This is a genomic window from Mesorhizobium sp. WSM4806 (assembly GCF_055811635.1).
Genome location: NZ_JBVVQZ010000021.1, coordinates 95,727 through 115,781, shown reverse-complemented (window position 1 = coordinate 115,781; position 20,055 = coordinate 95,727). Strand labels below are relative to the sequence as shown.

General features: G+C 63.9%; 22 protein-coding genes. 14 read left to right on the top strand and 8 right to left on the bottom strand.

From position 1 onward, the window contains the following. Window positions 1-17: 17 nt before the first annotated feature. From AC0L2M_RS27785 to AC0L2M_RS27770, 4 genes are all read right to left on the bottom strand, one after another. On the bottom strand, window positions 18-338 hold the full coding sequence (locus tag AC0L2M_RS27785; RefSeq protein WP_091592307.1) for a hypothetical protein: 321 nt from the start codon (window positions 336-338) through the stop codon (window positions 18-20). A gap of 4 nt (window positions 339-342) precedes the next feature. Beyond that, the gene (locus AC0L2M_RS27780; protein ID WP_473536430.1) at window positions 343-651 is read right to left on the bottom strand and encodes a YggT family protein; all 309 of its coding nucleotides are present in this window, start codon (window positions 649-651) and stop codon (window positions 343-345) included. A gap of 108 nt (window positions 652-759) precedes the next feature. Continuing rightward, entirely contained in the window at window positions 760-2,625 is a 1,866-nt protein-coding gene (locus tag AC0L2M_RS27775; RefSeq protein WP_473536429.1) for a sodium:solute symporter family protein, read from the bottom strand. A 14-nt stretch (window positions 2,626-2,639) separates the two neighbouring features. After that, entirely contained in the window at window positions 2,640-2,894 is a 255-nt protein-coding gene (locus AC0L2M_RS27770; protein ID WP_023800520.1) for a DUF4212 domain-containing protein, read from the bottom strand. A gap of 297 nt (window positions 2,895-3,191) precedes the next feature. Here AC0L2M_RS27770 and AC0L2M_RS27765 point away from each other — a divergent pair, with 297 nt between their 5' ends. Continuing rightward, entirely contained in the window at window positions 3,192-3,824 is a 633-nt protein-coding gene (locus tag AC0L2M_RS27765; protein WP_128245866.1) for a hypothetical protein, read from the top strand. 6 nt (window positions 3,825-3,830) lie between these two features. On the opposite strand, the gene AC0L2M_RS27760 is transcribed toward AC0L2M_RS27765, so the two are convergent. Beyond that, the gene (locus AC0L2M_RS27760; RefSeq protein ID WP_473536428.1) at window positions 3,831-5,981 is read right to left on the bottom strand and encodes a DUF294 nucleotidyltransferase-like domain-containing protein; all 2,151 of its coding nucleotides are present in this window, start codon (window positions 5,979-5,981) and stop codon (window positions 3,831-3,833) included. Between the two features lie 270 nt (window positions 5,982-6,251). Between AC0L2M_RS27760 and AC0L2M_RS27755 the strand changes: the two genes are divergently transcribed. The 3 genes from AC0L2M_RS27755 (at window position 6,252) to AC0L2M_RS27745 (ending at window position 8,077) form a co-directional block, all read left to right on the top strand. After that, the gene (locus AC0L2M_RS27755; protein WP_473524050.1) at window positions 6,252-6,644 is read left to right on the top strand and encodes a hypothetical protein; all 393 of its coding nucleotides are present in this window, start codon (window positions 6,252-6,254) and stop codon (window positions 6,642-6,644) included. Window positions 6,645-6,845: 201 nt separating this feature from the next. Further along, a complete protein-coding gene (locus AC0L2M_RS27750; RefSeq protein ID WP_091592315.1) occupies window positions 6,846-7,001 on the top strand; it encodes a hypothetical protein in 156 nt (51 codons plus the stop codon). Window positions 7,002-7,132: 131 nt separating this feature from the next. After that, window positions 7,133-8,077 (top strand): LLM class flavin-dependent oxidoreductase, encoded by a 945-nt coding sequence (locus tag AC0L2M_RS27745; protein WP_128173692.1) that lies wholly within the window; start codon window positions 7,133-7,135, stop codon window positions 8,075-8,077. A 52-nt stretch (window positions 8,078-8,129) separates the two neighbouring features. Here AC0L2M_RS27745 and fhuB read toward each other — a convergent pair whose 3' ends face one another. Genes fhuB through AC0L2M_RS27730 form a run of 3 tightly spaced genes read right to left on the bottom strand, consistent with a single transcriptional unit; the run spans window position 8,130 to window position 13,196 of the window. Continuing rightward, window positions 8,130-10,136: a Fe(3+)-hydroxamate ABC transporter permease FhuB gene (fhuB, locus tag AC0L2M_RS27740; protein ID WP_473536427.1), complete on the bottom strand. Its 2,007-nt coding sequence runs from the start codon at window positions 10,134-10,136 to the stop codon at window positions 8,130-8,132. Further along, complete coding sequence (locus AC0L2M_RS27735; protein ID WP_473536426.1) at window positions 10,133-11,014, bottom strand: ABC transporter substrate-binding protein; 882 nt, start codon at window positions 11,012-11,014, stop codon at window positions 10,133-10,135. The genes fhuB and AC0L2M_RS27735 overlap by 4 nt, the downstream gene beginning before the upstream one ends. Window positions 11,015-11,021: 7 nt before the next feature. Further along, on the bottom strand, window positions 11,022-13,196 hold the full coding sequence (locus tag AC0L2M_RS27730) for a TonB-dependent siderophore receptor (protein ID WP_473536425.1): 2,175 nt from the start codon (window positions 13,194-13,196) through the stop codon (window positions 11,022-11,024). Between the two features lie 228 nt (window positions 13,197-13,424). Here AC0L2M_RS27730 and AC0L2M_RS27725 point away from each other — a divergent pair, with 228 nt between their 5' ends. The 10 genes from AC0L2M_RS27725 (at window position 13,425) to AC0L2M_RS27680 (ending at window position 20,019) form a co-directional block, all read left to right on the top strand. After that, window positions 13,425-14,216: an ATP-binding cassette domain-containing protein gene (locus AC0L2M_RS27725; protein ID WP_128173647.1), complete on the top strand. Its 792-nt coding sequence runs from the start codon at window positions 13,425-13,427 to the stop codon at window positions 14,214-14,216. A 28-nt stretch (window positions 14,217-14,244) separates the two neighbouring features. Further along, entirely contained in the window at window positions 14,245-15,204 is a 960-nt protein-coding gene (exbB, locus tag AC0L2M_RS27720) for a tonB-system energizer ExbB (RefSeq protein ID WP_473536424.1), read from the top strand. 15 nt (window positions 15,205-15,219) lie between these two features. Then, window positions 15,220-15,678, top strand: coding sequence for a TonB system transport protein ExbD (gene exbD, locus AC0L2M_RS27715; RefSeq protein ID WP_023800509.1), 459 nt, complete (start codon window positions 15,220-15,222; stop codon window positions 15,676-15,678). Next, window positions 15,678-16,661, top strand: a complete 984-nt coding sequence (locus tag AC0L2M_RS27710; protein WP_023800508.1) for a TonB family protein — start codon at window positions 15,678-15,680, stop codon at window positions 16,659-16,661. The genes exbD and AC0L2M_RS27710 overlap by 1 nt, the downstream gene beginning before the upstream one ends. 278 nt (window positions 16,662-16,939) lie before the next feature. Further along, window positions 16,940-17,272 carry an ArsR/SmtB family transcription factor gene (locus tag AC0L2M_RS27705; RefSeq protein ID WP_023800507.1) on the top strand — a complete coding sequence of 111 codons (333 nt, stop codon included), beginning with the start codon at window positions 16,940-16,942 and terminating at the stop codon, window positions 17,270-17,272. A gap of 16 nt (window positions 17,273-17,288) precedes the next feature. Beyond that, the gene (locus AC0L2M_RS27700; RefSeq protein ID WP_473536423.1) at window positions 17,289-17,795 is read left to right on the top strand and encodes an arsenate reductase ArsC; all 507 of its coding nucleotides are present in this window, start codon (window positions 17,289-17,291) and stop codon (window positions 17,793-17,795) included. A gap of 4 nt (window positions 17,796-17,799) precedes the next feature. After that, window positions 17,800-18,489, top strand: a complete 690-nt coding sequence (locus AC0L2M_RS27695) for an aquaporin (RefSeq protein ID WP_473536455.1) — start codon at window positions 17,800-17,802, stop codon at window positions 18,487-18,489. Then, the gene (gene arsC, locus AC0L2M_RS27690) at window positions 18,486-18,908 is read left to right on the top strand and encodes an arsenate reductase (glutaredoxin) (protein ID WP_473536422.1); all 423 of its coding nucleotides are present in this window, start codon (window positions 18,486-18,488) and stop codon (window positions 18,906-18,908) included. The genes AC0L2M_RS27695 and arsC overlap by 4 nt, the downstream gene beginning before the upstream one ends. A 4-nt stretch (window positions 18,909-18,912) precedes the next feature. After that, window positions 18,913-19,629, top strand: a complete 717-nt coding sequence (arsH, locus tag AC0L2M_RS27685) for an arsenical resistance protein ArsH (protein ID WP_473536421.1) — start codon at window positions 18,913-18,915, stop codon at window positions 19,627-19,629. Window positions 19,630-19,698: 69 nt separating this feature from the next. Then, window positions 19,699-20,019, top strand: a complete 321-nt coding sequence (locus AC0L2M_RS27680; RefSeq protein WP_023800502.1) for an ArsR/SmtB family transcription factor — start codon at window positions 19,699-19,701, stop codon at window positions 20,017-20,019. Window positions 20,020-20,055: the final 36 nt, after the last annotated feature.

Genomic DNA, 20,055 nt, shown 5'->3' with positions numbered 1-20,055 from the left:
GGCGGGGAAGGGAATTCTCAGCCACCGCTTAGCGCCCGCATCACATTCGGCAGCGCCGGCAGCGTCAGCAAAACCGTGCCCGCAAGCCAGATCGACGCGACGACGATGCTCCTGGGGCGCGCCGACCAGCGCTCATAGAGAGCGGCCGGCACGCCGGCGAGCATGATGGTCATCGTCGACAGGATCAGCGCACTTGCCATGTAGACGATCTGGCTCAGGGGAGGCGCCCAGCCCGGATACCAGATCGGATAGAACAGGAACACCATCAGCACCCACGGCGAAAAGATGCCGTTGACGATGGCGACCGCCATGACCGGGACAAGACCGTTTCTGTCCATTGCCTCAACCCCCCTGCGAAGCCATCGGCGCAATGCCGAAATTGATCAGAAAGACGAGGTAGAACACGCGCAAGGCCATAAGCCAGAGCACGCTGAAGACGATCACCACCGGCTGGGTCAGGATCGACGGCGTAATGCTCCGCACGGCCCGCAGGAACGGGTCCGTGACACTCTTGAAGAAGCGCCAGATGTAGTTGTCCCAGCTTTCGGGCACGAAGAGGCGGAGCAGGAGACGCCCCATCAGAGTGTACATCACCGCGGCAAGGATGAAATTCGGGATGTGGAAATACCAATAGGACCAGAAATCGTTCATGTGGGACTTTCCAAGCAGCGGCGGCGCCGCGTTATGCCAGCGACGCCTCCAAAATGAAAGCGGGGTCCGTCACCGGACCCCGCCTTGAGCGCCGATCGCTATGCGCGATCAGGCAGTCTTTTCTTCCATCATCTGCTTGCCGCGCGGCACACGGATTTCTTCGATGAAATCCTGCATATCCCGGGACGGCGCCCTGGTGAGAAGGCTGATAATGATCATCACGGCGAAGCCAACCGGCAGTCCGAAGGCCGCCGACGAAATGTTCTTCACGCCCCACCACAGTTCCATATTCGGCGTCGCCTTGTCGAAGTCGGCGCCGTACTGGGTCATGACAAGGTAGAAGATGGTGATGCCGAAGCCCGCGATCATGCCGGCGACCGCACCGGCCGAGTTGGCGCGCTTCCACCAGACGCCGAGCACCAGCGCCGGGAACAGCCCGCCGGCGGCAAGAGAGAAGGCCCACGACACCATCGACAGGATGTCCGACGGCTTGGTCGATGCGACGTAGGCGGCCAGCACGGCGACCATAACCAGCAGGATGCGGGACACGATCAGGCGCCGCGACGTCGGCGCATTCTGGTCGATCATCTTGTAGTAGATGTCGTGGCTGAGCGCGTTGGCGATGGCCAGCAGCAGGCCGTCCGCCGTCGACAGCGCGGCGGCAAGACCGCCGGCGGCGACGAGGCCCGAGATGACGTAAGGCATGCCGGCCATTTCCGGCGTCGCCAGCACGATCATGTCGGCGTTGAGGTTGATGTCGGCAAACGAAAGTGCCGTCACCCCCTTTTCGGCGCAGGCCGCGACGATCGCCGCGGTGTCGGTCGCCGCCTTGCCGCAGATCTGCACGAGCGTATTGTCGGCAGCGGCCCAGCGCATCATCCATCCGGCTTTCTCGGCGATGTTTTCAGGCGTCAGGCCCGACGCCACCAGGTCGAGCATCGTCCACTTGGCGAACGCCGCATAGGCGGGCGCAGTGAAGTAGAGGATGAAGATGAACAGCAGCGACCAGGCGACCGAAACACGCGCTTCACGCACCGACGGGGTGGTGAAGTAGCGCATCAGGACATGCGGCAATGACGCCGTTCCGACCATCAGGCAAAGGATGAGCAGGAAGTAGTTCTTGGCATCGTAGCCGCCATGCACGAATGGGGTGATGTGATGCACGGTGATGCCCTGCGCCGTCTCAAGCGCGGTGATGTTCGCCAGCGCCTGGCCTTGCATCAATTGTGGGATCGGCACGCCGGTTTTCACCGTCGACATCCAGATGACAGGGATGAGATAGGCGATGATCAGCACGATGTACTGGGCGACCTGCGTCCAGGTGACGGCGCGCATGCCGCCCAACATGGAGCACACCAGGATGCCAGCCAGTCCGACATAGACCGCGACGTTGAAGTCGATGCCAAGGAAGCGGGCCGAGATCAGCCCGGTGCCGAAAATCTGCGCGACCACATAGGTAAATGAACAGGAGAACAGAACGATTACGCCGATGAAGCGGGCAAGATTGCCGCCGTAGCGCGCCGACAGGAAGTCGGGAACGGTGTAAGCGCCGAACTTGCGCAGATAGGGCGCAACGAGGATGGCCACGAGCACGTAGCCGCCGGTCCAGCCGAGCACGAAGCCGAGACCGTCATAGCCGAGCAGATAGAGCGAACCGGCCATGCCGATGAAGGAGGCCGCCGACATCCAGTCGGCGCCGGTCGCCATGCCGTTGTAGAGCGCCGGTACGCGACGCCCGGCGACGTAATATTCACCGACGTGCATGGTGCGGCTCAGGACGCCGATCACGGCGTAGATGACGATGGTGAAGCCCATGAACAGGTAGCCGATGACAACATTCTCGACGCCCATGGCGCTCAAGACAGCCATCAGGATGATGAAGGCTATGAAGCCGCCGGTGTAGATGCCGTAGATGCGGCCGAGATTGGAGGTGAAGTCGCCTCCGCCTGCGGTGGTGGATGTCGTGTTAGCCATTGAAGTTCCCCCGATCAATCTTCATGGACGCCATGCTCTTCGTCGATCGCGTTCTGGCGCCGTGCGAACCAGAACAGCATGACGACGAAGGCGATGAGCGAACCCTGAGCGGCCATGTAGAAGCCGAGCGGAAAGCCAAAAATGACGATGGTGTTGAGTTGCTCCACGAACATGTGGATGACGTAACCGAAGAACACCCATAGGCCGAGCATGACGAACATGAGGCTCTTGGTCTTGTTCCAATAACTTATGCGGTCTGGCGTCGCCATAGCGTTGAACCCTCCCTAGGTTGGCAGCTTGCGAACCGTCTCGACCGCAAGGCGCCGTTTAAAGCTTGCCTCTTCCGCTGACGCGGAAGCCCTCCGGCATATGTCGCGGCCAAGCATAGAATCAGCCGACCGTAACTGTGGAGGAGTATCACTTTTTGTCGCGGCTGTTCATACGACTTTAGAATCGGTGAAAGGACTGGAGAATCGGTGAGAGGACTTGAATTGGCAAGAGGGCTGGCGGTGCGGCATCGCGGAGGCTAAACGGTCAACATCGGTTGGAACCGAAGGGAGAGCGCCATGGGCCTGCTGAACGACCTGTTGCCCGCGTTCCTGCGCAAGCCGCAGCCGATCGGCAGCGTCGGCGAACTGGCTGACTTCATGGATTCGCGCGCCGCCTTCCTGGCGCAGAAAAGCATCGTCGAGTTCTGCCGCGTCAGGGCAGGGGTATACTGGCAGAAGCTGTTCAGCGAGAAGGAATTCCAGGCGGCGCTCAGCCATTCGCGCTGGCGCGCCTACCCTGCGTGTTACGCCATGATGGCGGAAATGGTGGAGGGTGCGCTGCGCGAACCTGCCGGCTTGCGCCAGCGAGGCCTGCCGGCGGCGCTGGAACAAGTCGCCTTGGCAAGCTTCTCCAAATATGCCGTTCCAGAGGGCTCACCCGCCACTTTCTGGGAAGACGCCACCGAACTCACCCGTCAGCGCCTCGCCGCCACCCAGATCGGTCCGCCGCGGCCGGTGCGCGAGATCCCCGAGCCGCTGGCACGAACGGTTTTCGAGATGGTCCCGATCCACCCCAATCTGCTGACCAACGATTACGACTATATCTTCAACTTCCTGAGAATGAATCTGCTGCGCGCGCATGAGGATTTCCTGGTGCAGGCCGACCGCAGCGCCCTCGTCGACCAACTGCTTGGCGCCGCGCGCAGCTGAGTTTGTTTACTGTCCGAGCGTCGCCGGCGATGCGAACATCAGGTCCCGCACCAGGTCGGGTGCCGACTGAAGGCGCTTGATGAGGCTCTTGAGCTGTGCCTGCTGATCGCGCGCCAGCGCATTGATCTCGACGCGGTTGGATACCGGTATACCGGCGTAGATGTCACGCGTCTGCTGAGCGAGCAGCAAGCCGACCAGCATGGCGTGACCGGCCAGCATCGCCTTCATGTCGGGCTCGCCGCCAATATCCAGGGCGATCAGTTGCTCGAGCCGGGCACGGGTGCTCCGCTCGCGGATGCCGTGGCGAATTGCAAGCGTGCGTGCCGTCGCGACGATTGGAAAAAGGCCATGCTTCTTGATGTCCAGCCGGCCATTTTCAAGCTGAAAGCCGCCAAAGACAGTGAAGGGACTGCCGGTCGTCATCTGCTCGCCGAGCAGCTTCGCGAACACCGGCTCGGCGTGGGCACGGTCATAGGCATATTCGATGAACTGCGCGGCCAGCGTGGTGTCGCCATGCACCGGCCGCAGGTCGTAGACGATATCGACGTTGAGCAGGTCCTGAGGCCGCAGGCGGCGAACCCAATCCTCGACGCGCCGCTTCCAGGTGGAGAGGCTACCGCGGAATGCGGCATTCGAGGCCATTACCCCGCCTTTGCAATACGGCACGCCTGAGACGTCGAGCATGTCGGCGAGCCTGGCGCCGAGTTTCTTGAACCAGCGGTCTTCGGGCCCATCCGGCTCGCCATCTGCGAAGACGATTGCGTTGTCCTGGTCGGGGGCCATCAGGCTTTCGCCACGGCCGCCTGAGCCGAGCACGAGCACGGCATAGGCGCAGGGCGGCGGGCCGTGACCTTCGATCTGCATCTGCTGTTCGGCAAGCACGGCGGCGCGGCGGGTAAGCGAGCAAAGTTCGTCGCTGATGATTTCCGCCACCACGCGCGGGTCGATCGCTTCGCCGATGAGCGATCGTACCACGCCCGGCAGCATCGACCAGCTGGCCGCCAGTTCGGCGGCGTCCCTGGCATGTTCGATCGTGTCGTCGAGATCGATGGCAGCGGCGGCGCGAAGCCTCAGCAGGTCGCGCGCCGAAAGCACGCCGACCAGCATGCCGCCGTCGTCGCGGACGGCGAGGTGGCGGACTTTCAGCCGATCCATGCGGCCGATCGCCCGATAAGCGAAGGCGGCGGCGCGGATGCTTATCAGCGGTCGCGCTGCGATGTTTCCGACCGGCATGTCAAAAGCCCGCTCGGCGTCGGACGATATGCGGCGCAGCAGGTCACGCTCGGTAACGATGCCATAATCCTCGATCGCTTGATCCGGCGTTCCACGCTCGGACACGAGGACAGAGCTGATCTTGCGCTTGACCATGAGGTCGATGACCTGCCTTGTCGGCTTGGTCGACTTCACCACCACTGGCGGGCTGCTCATCAGGCTGCCGACGCGATGGCGATAGGCATAGGGATCAACCGGCTGAAACGCGGGAGCCTGGGGTCGCGACACCGGTTCGGCCCAGCCGGCGCGATGGCCGGCTTCGAGAGCGTCCGAAAGGGCAAGGCAGGCAACCTCGGCCTCTCCAAGTGTTCGGATGTTGCGCTTGCGCAACTCCGGAATCAGCGCGGCAAAGATGTCTCCGGCCGCAATCGCATCGCCCAGAGCCGAATGCCGGCCGGTTATCTCCAGGCGAAGCCACCCGGCGATCGTTTCCAGCGAATGGTCTGCCAGATTGGGATTTGCTATGGTCGCAAGAAGCCGGACGCACAGCGCCCGAGGCTTTTTCCAGGGCAACCGGGCGCGTCGGCATTCGCGCTCCAATACCGCCAGGTCGAAGCCGATCGAATGGCCGACGAGGATGCGGTCGCCGACGAACTCCTGGAATTGTGCCCATGCATCCGGGAAGCTGCCGGCTCCGTCAACATCGGCATCGGTGATGCCGTGGACGAGCGAAGCCTCGGACGGGATTGCTTCACCGGGATCGATGAGCAGATCGAGCTGAGCTTGCCGTACGACCTTGCCATGCGCGATGCCGATCGCGCCAATCTGGACCACGCGCGCCTTGGTGGCGTCGGGCCCGGTTGTTTCGGTGTCGACGGCGGCAGCCGCAATTGCTATCAGCGGTGTCGCGCCGCTCGCCGGCTTCAATTCCGTCTCCTTCGGCATAGCCGATAGCCTTCCTCTGCCGGATGTCTTGCCCAGACAACGCCTGTCCTAGACAGCGCCTGTCGATGCCGGAAAGGTTCGATTCTGCTTTGCCATGCAACATAGAGCGCGCCGGCGGGCCGCGTCGATGGCCGAAGTCAGGCTATGGCGTTCGCAATGTTGCGCGGGGAGTTGCGCGCCTGCACGTCCAGGCGGCACATTCGCCTTAAAGTGATTTGATACGGTCGCAGCGCTCGCACATTGTCGGCGAGCTTGCTGCCGAGGGCGCCGATGGATGAGATCAGGCGGGTTGCTGTGGGGTGCATCGGGCGCGCCGTCATGTTCGGCTCGCTTGCCATTGGCTGTGTCATGGTCGGATTCTCCTTCAACCCGGTGTCTGCATTTCGCTCCGGCGCGTTCCTCACGCTGACCATGGTTCTGGCGCTGATGGGGAAAGCCACGACCGCAGCCTTCAAAAATCCCAAGCACACCGAAGTCTGGCTCTATCTCGATGAGAAATCGCGCCCAGCAGATGCCTCGGCACGACGGGTGTTCGGCACCATCATGGGCGACGTTTATAGACTCTACGCCCGGATCGCGCTCGGCGTCGCGGTCGGGTTCTTCCTTGTGTCGCTCGTGCTGATGCTGTTCGGCCTGGAAGCTTACAGGCCGCCCGCCAACTAGGCGGCCGCTCCGCCCATCCCTGCCCGCCCGCACGACCGGGCGTTTTGCCATCGGGCCGATCGGCCTCGGAAAGTGCCGCGCTAAGCAGCAAACAAACCAAATTGTCCTCAGGTTGGAGAAAAACATTCTAAGGATCGCTGGAAAATGGCACTCGACAAAATCTACTGATTTAATAGATTAACTGCCGAGACGGAGGTCGATATGTCCTATTTCCAGAACGCCCACACTGCCCGCAAAGGCCAAAGGCTCGGTTCCGAGCAGACTTGGCGGCCGGCCTATGCGGGCGCCTTTGCGTATCTCGTCTTTGCCCTTGCGTTCGTGTTCACCGGGGCGGTCGTTCTGGGTTTTGTTCCCTGACTATGGAGCCCGCGAGTCATCGGGCCTGACTAAAGGGATAGCTGTCTGCCGTTTCGCGATATCGGAGTTGAATGAACCGAGTCCCGGTGCGCTTTCGCGCGCTTGACCCCAACGTGATGGAGGAGATGGCAATGCCGTTCGAGTTCACGCATGTTCCCGGTAAAACTCACCCGGCCGACCCAACCGCGCCGTTTTTCTACGATTTCGCGGAAACCGCGACAAAGCTGTCGCTGATCGAGGACATCGGTTTCCAGAAAATCGTCGTCGACGATCCGGCCGGGCTGCTGACCAATATGGATATTGCCGCCCGGGCGCTGGACCGCACTTCTTCGCTCGAGATCGTTCTCACGCATTGGGCTGGTGTGATCGACCCGACGGTGGCGGCACGGCAATTGGCGGCCCTCGACGCGAAAAGCGGCGGTCGGCTGTCGCTCAGGATGCTCAGCGAGCCGCTGAACGACGACGATGCCGAAACACGCCCGGTCGGTCACACGGTCGTCTGGCAGCGCATCGATGAATATCTGGTGCTGCTGAAACGGTTGTGGTCGAACGACAGGCCGTTCGACCATGAAGGCGCCTTCTACAGCGTCAGCGGCGGCTATGTGCCGCGCAAGGGGCCGCGTAGCGCCGGCGTGAGCATCCGCATGGGCGGACGGTCCGGAACGGCGCTCAGGGTCGCCGGGCGGCATGCCGATGTCTTCGAGCTGACGCCGGGTTCGCTCGACGAGATCCGGCAACTGATGGAGCGGGTTCGCAATGCCGCCGCCGAACACGGTCGGGCCGGCAAGCTGCGTTTCGCGCTCCCCGTCCGGATCCGTTCGGAGGGCAACGCTTCCTGCCAGAAGGCGGTCGAATTTGTCGGACCACCGGCACAAGTCGCGCTTTCCCTGCTTCCTTATGCTGCCCTGGGAATCGAGGAGTTCATGATCGTCGGTGTCGACAGGCCGGGCGGCATCGCGGCGGCGGGCCGCGAGGTGATCGCGCTGCTGCGCAATTCGCTGACGCGGCGCGAGGCCGATGTCCCTCAGCCCGGCGCGTTTGCGCCTCGCGTGATCCGCGAAGCACGCGCCGGCTGAGCGCGTGCTATGCGCTTTGTGGTCGCCAACCCGAAGCGCGTGGCGGGGCCGCTCATTGCCGGCCTTTCCACATCAGCACCATGAAGTAAGGCCCGCCAACCAGGGCAGCAAGCAAACCCGCCGGAATCTGCCACGGGAAAATCAGCATCCGGCCGGCCCAGTCGGCCGAGACAAGCATCATCCCGCCAAGCATCGCGGAAGCGAAAAGCTGCGGCAAGGCGCGTTGAAGACCGAGCATGCGGGCCAGGTGCGGCGCCATCAATCCGACGAAGCTCAGCGGCCCGATGACCAGCGTGGCTATTGTCGTCGGCACCGAGATAAGCACCAGGAGGACGACCCGCACGCGAAACAGGCCAAGCCCGAGCCCGCGCGAGGCGGCTTCTCCAAGCGGCAGGATTTCCAGCCAGCGGCTGGTGAGGGGCACGATGGCGAGCAGAGCAGTCGCCGTCACGGCAGCGATTGAGGCATCGGCGGCGGTGGCTCGGTAGGTGGAGCCGGACAGCCAGCCGATCAGCGTATCGAGCCGAGGATCGCCGCTGGCGAGCATCACCGCCGAGAATGCCGACGCCATCGTCGCCACGGCGACCCCGGAAAGCAGCAACCGATCAGGCGCGAGGGGCTGCCGGCGGGCGGTCGGCGAAACCATCGCCAGGCTGACCAGCGCCCCGACGAGACCGGCCGCGATCATCGCCGGACGGTTGACATCAGAAGTCGCGACGAAGAGCAGCAGTATGCCTAGCGAGGCGCCGCCTGAGATACCCAGCACCTCGGGCGCCGCCATCGGATTGCCGGTCATCCGCTGCATCAGCGTGCCGACCACGCCAAGCATCATGCCAGCGCAAACCGCGACGACGATGCGAGGCGCTCTGAGCGGCAGCAGGTCGGCAATTTCGGCGGCCGAGGCCACGTGCCAGCCGGTCGCGCCTCGCCCGATGACAAGCGCGGCGCAGAGAAGAAGCGCCATCGCGACGAGCCCGAGCAGCAGACAGGGCCACCCGCTGCGCCTGCGCACGGAAGCCAGCATGGTGCCGTCCCGATCCGGGCTGGTGCGCAATTTCGGCAGGAGAAGAAACAGCAGCGGCGCACCGAGGAAAGCAGTCGCCACGCCTGCCGGGATTTCGGAGGTAAACGGCAGGACCTGCACCAGCCAGTCGGTCAGCCACAACAGCGCGGCGCCCGCAAGCGGCGCCCAGATCATGCGCTGGCGCAGGGTCCGTGCGCCGGCGAGCCTGACCAGCGCCGGCGCTGCAAGCGCCACGAAGCTGATGACGCCGACGGCTGCGACCACCATGCTGCTCAGCGCGACGGCGACAGTCATCCCGGCCAGCCGCGTCACCACGGGATTCGTTCCGAGGCTTTCGGCTCCCTCGTCGCTGAGGTCGAGAAGCCGCAGTGGCCGGAGCAGAAGGAAGGCGGCAATGCCGGCCATCGCCAGCCATGGCGCGAACCCGAGCACAACGGCATCGCCGTTCTGGATCAGCGAACCGCTCTGCCAGATGAAGAGTTCCTCGGAATATTCGCGGTTGGCCGCCATCAGCAGGGCGCTCGCCGAACTGCATGTGAGGCTGACCACCAGGCCGGAAATGATGATCGCGACCGGCGAGAAACTCCGGCCCCGGGCCAGAGCCAAAACCGCCAGCGTCGACAGGGCGCCGCCGGCGAGCGCCATCCATTCGCGACCTTGCTCCAGCAGCCACGGCGCGTAGAGCGTGGCGATCGTCAGGGCGACGGTGGCGCCTGCATTGGTGCCGATGGTCGTCGGCTCGGCGAGCGGATTGCGCAGCACCTGCTGGAGCAGCGTGCCGGTCAGGCCGAGCGCCGCGCCGGCCAGCAGGCTGATCGCCAGACGCGGCAGAAAGGCATGCCGGTAAAGCAGCTGCCGCGGATTGGCAAAGTCGGTCGCCCCGAGCGACTGCCACCACATGTCGGCGGGCAACAGGCGCAAAAGCCCGGTAGCGGTGAGATAGGCGGCGAGCACCGCCGGCACGCCGACGAGGGCGACGAGCATCCCTGCCTTGAAACGAGCACGATGGCCGGCCGTGGACTGCATGATGGTCATGCCCGGGCCAAAAACGTCGCAAAACGGGTAGCGGCGGCTAGCCCGCCGAACGGCCATACCGGCGGGATTGTCCTGACGTTGCCGGCTTTGACGCAGGGAAGGTTCGCCCAGAGGCTGCTCTGGTCGATCCTGATCTTCACATGCGGCGGGATCGGATCGAGCGAAATCACGCGGGCCTCGCCGATCGCAACCAGTTCTTCGATGCCCAGCATGGAAAAGCCCCAGCTATCGGTCGGCGCCGTCCAGGCGTTGGTGAGGCTCAACCGGTCGAGCACGTCCTGGAACAGACTGCCCTTGCCGTAGACGCGGACGTGACGATCGTCGAACATGCTGACCACCGCGAGCGGCTGGTCTGCCCGCCCTGAAAACTGTGCCCTGATCTGGGCGATTGCCGCCGCCGTTTCCTGGACAAGGCGCAGAGCCTCAGCCTCGCGGCCGAGCTTTGAGCCAAGTTTCAGCGTCTCATTCTCGGCCTGGCGATAAGGCGCTTCGGTGCCATCGTAGAAGGGCACCGTATGCAGCGGCGCGATCCGCCTGAACGGAGCTTCGTCCAGCCCATAGCCATAGGCGCCGGTGATAAGATCGGGCTTGAGTTCCAGGAGCAGTTCGAGATTGGGCTCGCCGCGCGAGCCGAGATCGAGGCAGCCGGCAGGAAGAGCCGGTCCCGCGACCCAGTCGCGGTAACCTTTTGAGTCGGCGACCGCCACCGGGCCGATCCCGAGCGAGACGACCATCTCGGCCGAGGTCCATTCGAGGCAGGCGATGCGCGGCGGCGGAGCGGCATGCGCCGGGTCGCCGCGCAGGCCTAGGCTCGTCGCGGCCAGGCCGGCCAGGCACCGGCGCCGCGTCAGTGGCGCCAATTGGGTCCGGGCCTGCACGCGCGGGTCACCATGTGTATTTCACCGAGCCGTTGATCCGGCGACCCTCGCCATAAAAGCAGCCGAAGCTTTCCGCGTAGCAGGAGGCGACATAGCGCTTGTCGAACAGATTGCTGACATTGAGGTTCAGCTCGGCGTTCCTCCATTCGTAGTGGAGTGCGGCATCGACAAGCGTGACTGCCGGCACTTTGAAAGTGTTGGCGTCGTCGCCGAAGGTCGAGCCGACATAGCGGATGCCGGCGCCGAGCCCGAAGCCTTCCAATTTGCCGCTGCCGACGGTGTAATTCGCCCACAGCGAGGCCGCATGCTCCGGCACGCCGAATGGGATGTTGCCCTCATCGCTGATTGTCTCGCCACTATCGTCATCGACGGTGATCGAGGTGGCCTTGGTGATCTCGGTGTCGAGATATGTATAGGCCGCCCGGAAATCGAAGCCTGAATCGAGGCTCGCAACAGCTTCCAGCTCGATGCCGCGCGACCTGATCTCGCCGGTCTGGAAGATGTCGTTGGGCGCGCCAACACCGCCATAGCGTACGACATTCTGCCGGGCCAGGTCGAACGCCGAAACGGTGACGAAGGCGTTCCAGCCGACCGGCTGGTATTTCAGCCCGACCTCGTACTGCTTGCCGGTTTCGGGCACGAGCGGATTGCCGTTGCTGTCGGGGCCGGACACCGGCTGGAACGATTCGGAATAGCTGACATAAGGGGCAAGGCCATTGTCGGCGAGATAAAGCAGACCGGCGCGGCTGGTGAAGGCGTCGTCCTTCTGGCGGGGACCGAAAGCGCCGGCCAGATTGTCGTGGACTTTCGCGTCGGCCCAGTCCTGGCGGCCGCCCAGCGTCAGTCGCCAGTTGCCCAGCTTGATCTGGTCCTGTGCGTAGAGGCCGACCTGCGATTGGGTGGTGTCGGTGTCGGTATAGGGCGTCATTTCGCCGACCGGGTAGCCATAGGCCGGGTCGAATATGTTGAAATCATCGTCGGTCATATCGTTGCTGGCGGCATAGTCGCGGTAGGTGTAGCGCTTGTAGTCGAGGCCGAGAAGCAGCGTGTGGGCGAGCGGCCCGGTGTCGAAATCGGCCTGCGCCTGGTTGTCGATGGTCACGCCGCTGAGCCTGCTGCCGCCGGCATCGGCATAGCGGGAATAATCGCCCTCATCATTCAGAAGCCCGCCGCCGAAGACGCCTTCCTCATAGTGCTTCAGATAGACGTAGCGGGCATGCTGGCGAACCTGCCACGTCTCGTTGAGGCGGTGATCCAACTCGTAACCGATCGACGCCTGGTCGTTGTCGTAGGTGTCGAAGCCCGGTTCGCCGACGAACATGCTGTTCGGCAGGTATTTTCCGTCCCTGCCCGGCCTGATCGTGCCGTATGCCGGCAGATACTGCATCGCCCAGCCGGACCGGTCGCGCTGATAGTTGGCGAGGATGGTCAGGCTGGTATCGGCATCGGGCTGCCAGGTCAGCGCCGGCGCGATGAAGATGCGGTCGTCCTCGACGAAGTCTGTCTGCGTATCGCCGGTGTGGGCGGCGCCGGTGAGGCGGAACAGCAGCGACTTGTCGGCGTTGACAGCCCCGCTGAAGTCGAACTTTCCTTCATAGCGGTCGAAGCTTCCGGCGCCGAGCTCAACCTCGCGGAGGTTCTCCTCGGTCGGACGCTTGCTGACATAGTTGATGATGCCGCCAGGACTTGCCTGGCCGTAAAGAACCGATGCCGGCCCGCGCAGGATTTCGTAGCGTTCGGCACCGTAGGAATCGAGCGCCGTGAACAGCGTGAAATTGCTTTCCTTGAGCTGCAGCCCGTCCTTGTAGAAGACGCCGCTGGAATTCGAAATGCCGCGTATCTGCAAGCCGTGGCCACGATTGTCGGTGCCGTAGAGATTGCCGGTTGCGCCTGGCGTATACCGCAGCGCGCTGTTCAGGCTGTCCACCGCCTGCGCTTCCATCTGGTCTTTGGTGATGACCGATATCGACTGCGGCGTCTCGATCAGCGGTGTTTCGGTCTTGGTAGCGGTGGAGCCCTGGGTGGCGACATAGCCGTCGACCGTCCCAAAGGCGCTTTCGACGCGTTCCTGAATATTGATCGGGTCGAGAGTGGTGGTCGCCTCCTGCGCGACGGCGTGACCGCCGCCAAGCAGCACCGGCAGCGACATCGCCGCGACCAGCAGGTTTCGGCGCGCAGTCACTTCGCTTTGAGTTCTTCCGCGACCTGAACCAACGACCATCTCGGCGCGCTCCACATTTCGTGTTTCGACGCAAATCCGGCGCGTCACGACATTTTGTTGACTCAAAAGTCATCTTCATTGTTGACTAGTAAACTCATGTTTCATAGTCACCGGACATGGGCGCCCGCAAACCGGATTGCCGAAAACCGGATTTGGAAATGCGCGCAAAGCTGGAGTGAGGCCGAGACCGTGGCAGGAATTCATGCCCAGACTGCCTTCCATGTCGAAGCGGTGCGGTTCGCCGTCGGCGAGCGGACGCTGCTCGGTCCGGTTACACTCGAGTTGCAACGCTCGCGCGTCTATGGGCTGATCGGGCACAACGGCTCGGGCAAGTCGACGCTGATCAAGCTCCTGGCGCGCCAGCAGCCGGCAAGCTCGGGCGGCATAACCTTCGCGCAGCGGCCGCTGGTGCAGTGGGGCGCGCGCGAACTGGCGCGCGCGCTCGCCTATCTGCCGCAGACGACGCCGGCGGCGACCGGCCTGACGGTGCGCGAACTGGCGACGCTCGGCCGCTATCCCTGGCATGGCGCGCTCGGTCGTTTCGGGCATGAGGACAGGCGCCATGTCGAGGAGGCGCTTGTCCTGACCGATATGGCTGACTTCACCGACCGGCTGGTCGACGAATTATCCGGCGGCGAGCGCCAGCGCGCATGGCTGGCCATGCTGGTGGCGCAGAATGCCGGCGTCATGCTGCTCGACGAGCCGATCTCGGCGCTCGACATCGCCCATCAGGTCGAGGTGCTGGGGCTGGTCAGGGACCTCAGCCGCAAGCGCGACCTGTGCGTCGTCGTCGTGCTGCACGATCCCAACATGGCGGCGCGCTACTGCGACGAATTGATCGCGCTGAAGGACGGCAGGCTGCTGACGCGCGGCACGCCGGACCAGATCATGCAGGGCGACGTGCTCAAAGGAATTTTCGGTGTCGAGATGGGCGTGTTTGCGCACCCCGTCACCGGCCAGCCCATCGGCTATGTGCAATGAGGCCACCGTGAGAATAAGGAAGAAGCCCTTGTCCAGACATGGTTTGTTCGCGGCGTTGCTCGCATCCGCCATCCTGTCGGCCGGCGGCGCAGCCGCCCAGGAGCAACCGGAGGCAGCCGCCCAGGAGCAACCGGGCGCGGCCCCGGCGATCGAGGCGCCGGCTCCAGTGCCTGGGCAGGCTGCGCCAGACGCCGCCGCGCCACCGGCGACGCAGCCCGGCGTGACAACACCTATCGAGACAACGCCTACCGAGACTGGCCCTTCGACGGCAACGTCCCTGACCCTGCCGCGTGACCTGTCGCCATGGGGCATGTTCATGGCGGCCGACATCGTCGTGAAAGCGGTGATGATCGGGTTGGCTTTTGCGTCCTTCGTCACCTGGACGATATGGCTGGCCAAATCGCTGGAGATCCTAGGCGGCAAGCTGCGCGCCCGCCGCGCGGCACAAGCGATCGGCAATGCCGCGACGTTGAACCGGGCCGGGCGCGCGCTTGGCCATAATAACGGTCCTGGCGCCCTGCTGGTGCGGGCAGCCGAGGAAGAGACCGCGCTTTCGGCCGGCTCGCTCGACCATGTGTCCGGCGACGGGCTGAAGGAACGGGTCACCTCGCGCCTGTCGCGCATCGAGGCGGCGGCGGCGCGGCGCATGTCGCGCGGCACCGGCGTGCTGGCGACAATCGGCTCGACCGCGCCCTTCGTCGGCCTGTTCGGCACCGTCTGGGGCATCATGAACGCCTTCATCGGCATCTCGCAGGCGCAGACCACCAACCTCGCCGTCGTTGCCCCGGGCATTGCGGAAGCCTTGCTGGCCACGGCGATGGGCCTTGTCGCGGCGATCCCGGCGGTGATCATCTACAACGTCTTCGCGCGATCGATAGCCGGCTACAGGCAGATCCTTGCCGATGCGTCGGCAGGGGTCGAGCGGCTGGTCAGCCGGGATCTGGATTTCCGCACGGTCGCGCCGGCAAAGCAGATGGCCGCGGAATGAACACGGAGCGACGCCATGGCGGCTAGAATTCGAGAGAACATCGACGGCGATCTCGAGGAAAATCACGAGATCAACGTCACGCCGTTCATCGACGTGATCCTGGTTCTGCTGATCATCTTCATGGTCGCGGCGCCGCTGGCGACCGTGGATGTCAATGTCGACCTGCCGGGCTCGACCGCAACGCCTGCGCCTCGACCGGAGACGCCGCTGTTCCTGACGCTGAAGAACGATCTCAGCCTGGCGATCGGCAACGACAGCGTGCCGCGCGCAGCCTTCGCCGCCGCGCTGGTCGGCAGGACAAAAGGCGACAGGCAGACGCGCATCTTCCTGCGCGCCGACAAGGCGGTCGGCTACGGCGAGCTGATGGAGGTGATGAACCTTTTGCGCGGCGCCGGCTATCTGAAGATCGCGCTGGTTGGCCTCGAGACAGCGCCCGGCGATGCCGCGGCGCCGCAAGTCGGAACCGGCCAATAATGTCGCCGGCGGCCGCCCTGCCGATGGCCGATCAGCGGCGTTTCGGCGCGCGCGAGATCGCCTGGTGGGCGGGCGCGGCTGCGCTGGTCCTGATGGCGCATGCCGCGGTCGGCTATGCGATGCAGAGCTGGCGCCCGGCCGAGCCCGATGGCGGGCCGCCGCAGGCGCAGGTGATCGAGCTGTCGCCAATGGCGCTCACGCCGGCCGAGCCGGCGCCGATATCGGATGAGATAGCGCCCGATCAGCCGGGCCCGGCCGAGGAGCCCGAGATAACCGAAACGGAGCCTCCGCCCGAACCACCCGTCGAGCAGGCCGAGCCGGTCACCGAGCCATCGGAGGCCGCTCCGGCCGACACGGTCGAGCCGACCCCGCCGACAGTGGCCGAACGGGTCGACCAGCCGCCGCTCGAGGAGGTCGTGCCCGAAATTGCCGAAGCCGTCACGCCGGAAGTGGTCGTTCCGCTGCCGCAGCCGAAACCGGTCGACAAACCCGTCGAGGCCAAGCCAAAGAAACAGGCAAAGACTGAGGTAAAGGAGCCGGCTGAGGTCAAGGCGAAGAAGCCTGTCAAAGAAGCCAAAAAGCGTCCGAAAAAGGAAAAGGCCGCACCGCCGCGGACGACGGCCAGTGTCGCTGCGACATCCGCAGCCAGGGCGGCCGCCCCGAAATCGACCAAAGCAGCGGCTGCGAGATCCGGCGTGAGTCCGGACAGGTGGAATTCGCGGTTGCGTGCATGGATAAGACGGCACACAAACTATCCAAGGGCGGCGAAGGCCCGGCGCGCTGAAGGCAGTCCGAGCGTGACCTTCACGATCGACGGATCCGGCCGGGTCCTGTCCGCCCGGCTGGCTCGTTCCTCTGGCGATCCAGACCTCGATAGCGCGGCGCTCAGCGCATTACAGGGCGCGTCGGTGCCGGAGCCGCCGCCGGAACTCGGCTCCCGCATAACCCGCACCGCGCCATTCTCGTTCGCCCTGCGCAACTAAGTTCCTCGGCACAGTGATTTTGACAGGTCTGGGCCGGCAGCGAACGTCGACAATTCGGTCCAGTGGCAAACCGCCAACCTCTAGGATTAGCCGAATCATCCTCCACTTCGTCATCCCAGGGCGGAGCAAGGAGCGAAGCGACGCGGCGCAGACCCTGGGATCCATTCCGTGATATCAGCCGAAGAATGCAGCGGCTCAGAAGTGGCCGGCCTCTTGCCTATGTCATCTGTCTGTCACATACCGGCCATATACATCGATAGTTCCGGATTTTAGGATATATGGATAAGAACGCCGCTCTTCTCGCATTGGCAGCGCTTGGTCAGGACACCAGGCTCGAAGTGTTTCGCCTGCTGGTGCGGGCGGGCGCGGACGGTGTGCCAGCCGGCGAGATCGCCGCGCGCCTCGGTGCGGTGCAGAACACCATGTCGGCGCATCTGAAGGTCCTTGACCATGCCGGCCTGGTCCGCGCCGAGCGCGACGGCCGGACGATCCGCTACGTTGCCGACATGACCGGCTTTCGCGATCTGCTTGCCTATCTCATGGAGGATTGCTGTAACGGCGCGCCGGAGCTCTGCCAGCCGGTCATTCAGGCCGTGACTTGCAACTGCTAGAAGGGAGGACCACCCCATGAATGACCCATACAACGTGCTTTTCCTGTGCACCGGCAATTCGGCACGGTCGATCCTCGCCGAAGCGATCCTCAACCGTTTCGGCGCCGGCAGGTTCAGGGCCTATTCGGCCGGATCGCACCCGAAGGGAGAGGTCCATCCCTACGCGCTCCAGCTGTTGAAAACCCTCAACCACGACACGTCCTTCGCCCGCTCGAAAGACTGGCAGGAATTCGCGGCTCCTGGCGCCCCCGAGATGAATTCCGTTTTCACCGTCTGCGACAACGCGGCCAATGAAGCCTGCCCGGTCTGGCCGGGACAGCCGATGACCGCGCATTGGGGCGTGCCCGACCCGGCCGCCGTGAACGGCACCGACGCCGAAAAGCATCTGGCCTTTGCCGAAGCCTATCGCATGCTCAACAACCGGATCTCGATCTTCGTCAGCCTGCCGATGAACACCATCGACAAGCTCGCCCTGCAGAAACGGCTCGATGAAATCGGCCGCGATCTGCCGAAGGCCGGCTGACATCATGGTGGCTGACCTGTCCCGTCGCATCGTCGCGGAAGCGCTCGGCACGGCAATGCTCGTCGCGACGGTCGTCGGGTCCGGGATCATGGCCGACAGGCTGACGGATGATTTGGGTCTCTCCTTGCTCGGCAACACGCTGCCGACTGGAGCGATTTTGGTGGTGCTGATCACCATACTCGGACCGATTTCCGGGGCGCATTTCAATCCGGCGGTGACGCTGGTTTTTGCGCTGCGGCGCGAAATCGAAGCCAACGCTGCACTGGCCTATGTCGTCGCCCAGATTGTCGGCGGCGTCGCCGGAACGCTGCTGGCGCATGCCATGTTCGAGCTGCCGATTCTGCAGATCTCGCAAACCGTGCGGACCGGAAACGGACAATGGATTGCGGAGTTGGTGGCCGCTTTCGGGCTGGTCTTCACCATTCTGGCCGGCTTTCGCTTCCGTTCGGATGCCATCCCCTGGCTGGTCGGCCTCTACATCACCGCGGCCTATTGGTTCACGGCCTCGACCTCGTTTGCCAATCCGGCAGTCGCCATCGCGCGGGCGGTTTCCAACACCTTCGCGGGCATCCGGCCGATCGACCTGCCGGCGTTCATCGTCGCCGAGCTGCTGGGCGCGCTGCTTGCCATGGCCTTGGCAGGATGGCTGCTCGCTGAGCCCAAGCGAATCAGACAGATGAGAGCCGCGAAATGACCATCACCATCTACCACAACCCCGACTGCGGCACCTCGCGCAACACGTTGGCGATCATTCGGCAGTCCGGCGAAGAGCCTGATGTGATCGAATATCTGAAAAACCCGCCGTCGCGCGAGCGGCTGGTCGAGCTGATCAAGGCGATGGGGATGACGCCGCGCCAATTGCTGCGCGAGAAGGGCACGCCGTACGCCGAGCTCAATCTCGGCGACCCCAAATGGACCGACGACGAGATCGTCGATTTCATGCTGGCGCATCCGATCCTGATCAACCGGCCGATCGTGGTGACGCCCCTTGGCACCATGCTTGCTCGGCCGTCCGAAGCGGTTCTCGACATCCTGCCCAGTCCTGAGATCGGGCCGTTCACCAAGGAAGACGGCGAAATCGTCATCGACGCGCAGGGCAAGCGAGTTGCCTGACCTGGTGCCTGAAGACTCATTGCCGAACGTCGACGAAGACCTGTTCCGGCCGATCGACCTGCAGGCGCTGCTCGACGTGCCGCGGTCGATCCAAAAACCTCGCGTGCTGATGCTCTACGGCTTGCTGCGCGAGCGGTCCTATTCCCGGCTCGCGACGGAGGAGGCGGCTCGCATTTTGCGCCGCCTGGGCGCCGAGGTGCGCATCTACAATCCCGCCGGCCTGCCGCTGCCGGATTCGACCTCGGCCGACCACGCCAAAGTCCAGGAGCTGCGAGACCTGTCGATCTGGTCGGAAGCGCAGGTCTGGTGCTCGCCGGAGCGGCATGGCTCGATGACCGGAGTGATGAAGGCGCAGATCGACTGGCTGCCGCTCTCGGCCGGCGGCGTCAGGACGACGCAGGGCCGCACGCTCGCGGTGATGCAGGTGTCTGGCGGCTCGCAGAGTTTCAACGCCGTCAACCAGCTTCGTATCCTCGGCCGCTGGATGCGGATGGTCACCATCCCCAACCAGTCGTCGGTAGCCAAGGCTTTCAACGAGTTCGACGAGGCCGGCCGCATGAAGCCGTCGTCGTACTATAACAGGATCGTCGACGTGATGGAGGAGCTGATGAAGTTCACGCTGGTCTTGCGTGATCGGTCCGCCTATCTCACGGACCGTTATTCCGAGCGCGTCGAAAGCGCCGAAGCGGTCGCCAAGCGGGTCAACCAGCGGTCGATTTGAGGCGTCTGCTAATTCGATAATTTTCGAAATAGTATTGACGCGGCGCTGTTTCGGCGCTAGCTTATTTCTATGAAACTCGAACAAGCAGCCAAACAGCTCGAGGCGCTCGGCAACCCGACGCGGCTCAATCTTTATCGCACGCTGGTGCGGGCAGGCGAAACCGGGAGACCGGTCGGTTATCTCCAGGAAGCCCTCGGCATCGCTGCGTCGACGCTGTCGCATCATCTCCACCGGCTCATCCTGACCGGCCTGGTCACCCAGGAACGCCAGGCAACGACGCTGATTTGCCGTGCCAATTACCCTGTGATGAACGATCTCCTTGGCTTTCTTGCCGATGAATGTTGTGCCGATGCCGCATGCGGCCCGGCTGTCGGCGAGGCGGCTGCATAACTCTTTTTTGACTGGTATTTCTATAATCCTAGAAAC